Genomic DNA, 637 nt, shown 5'->3' with positions numbered 1-637 from the left:
TTTGGTGTTTACGGTACAGCCTCGAGCTTTAATAGTAATAGTGACGGGGTTAATTGCTACGATAGAGGTATTATTGCCTTTATGGCCTCCACCATATTCAGACCATGTATTGGCGATAACTGTATATGGAATGTTATAAACGCCAGTCTCAAGATGTTTATCTGTCACCACAAAGACGACTTTGCCTTTCAGTGAAACGCGATCCACATTATGGTTAACGGTAGAGCCTACTGCAGGATAAATCACCGTTGCACCCGTACCGTTATCAACATCAATAGGTACGTAAGCAACGCTATCATTGTTATCTTTTAAACCAAAAGCATAGCCAATACCTTTGACACCAGGGAGTGAATAAACAGGATAACGATTACTACCTTCGTAATAGTAGATCCCGCTAATTTTTGAACCAGTAGCATTAGCATAGAGGGTTTCAACCCAACATTTTTGCAAAAATTTCTTCTCACATTTGAAACCATTATGGACAGAGGTTTCACCTATCCAAGTTGACGTGATGGGCGTTCCTGCGGGAGTACCATCGGCGGCACCATCAAAATTCATAGGTGGAGGGGTTACCACTAATGGATCTGCAATAGCCAATGCCATTTGGCTCGGCATACAAAGAAGAGAAACCAGCAAT

At 42.1% G+C, this 637-nt stretch carries 1 protein-coding gene; it reads right to left on the bottom strand.

The window, feature by feature from the left end; genetic code table 11:
• Positions 1-603 (bottom strand): hypothetical protein (locus IE142_RS39940; RefSeq protein WP_229831261.1); only part of this gene is annotated, 603 nt, incomplete at its 3' end.
• Positions 604-637 lie beyond the last annotated feature (34 nt).

Origin of the sequence: Streptomyces mutabilis (assembly GCF_014649815.1) — a bacterium.
In the GTDB taxonomy this organism is placed as follows: Bacteria; Actinomycetota; Actinomycetes; order Streptomycetales; family Streptomycetaceae; genus Streptomyces; species Streptomyces mutabilis.
This window is presented reverse-complemented; position numbering and strand designations above follow the sequence as displayed.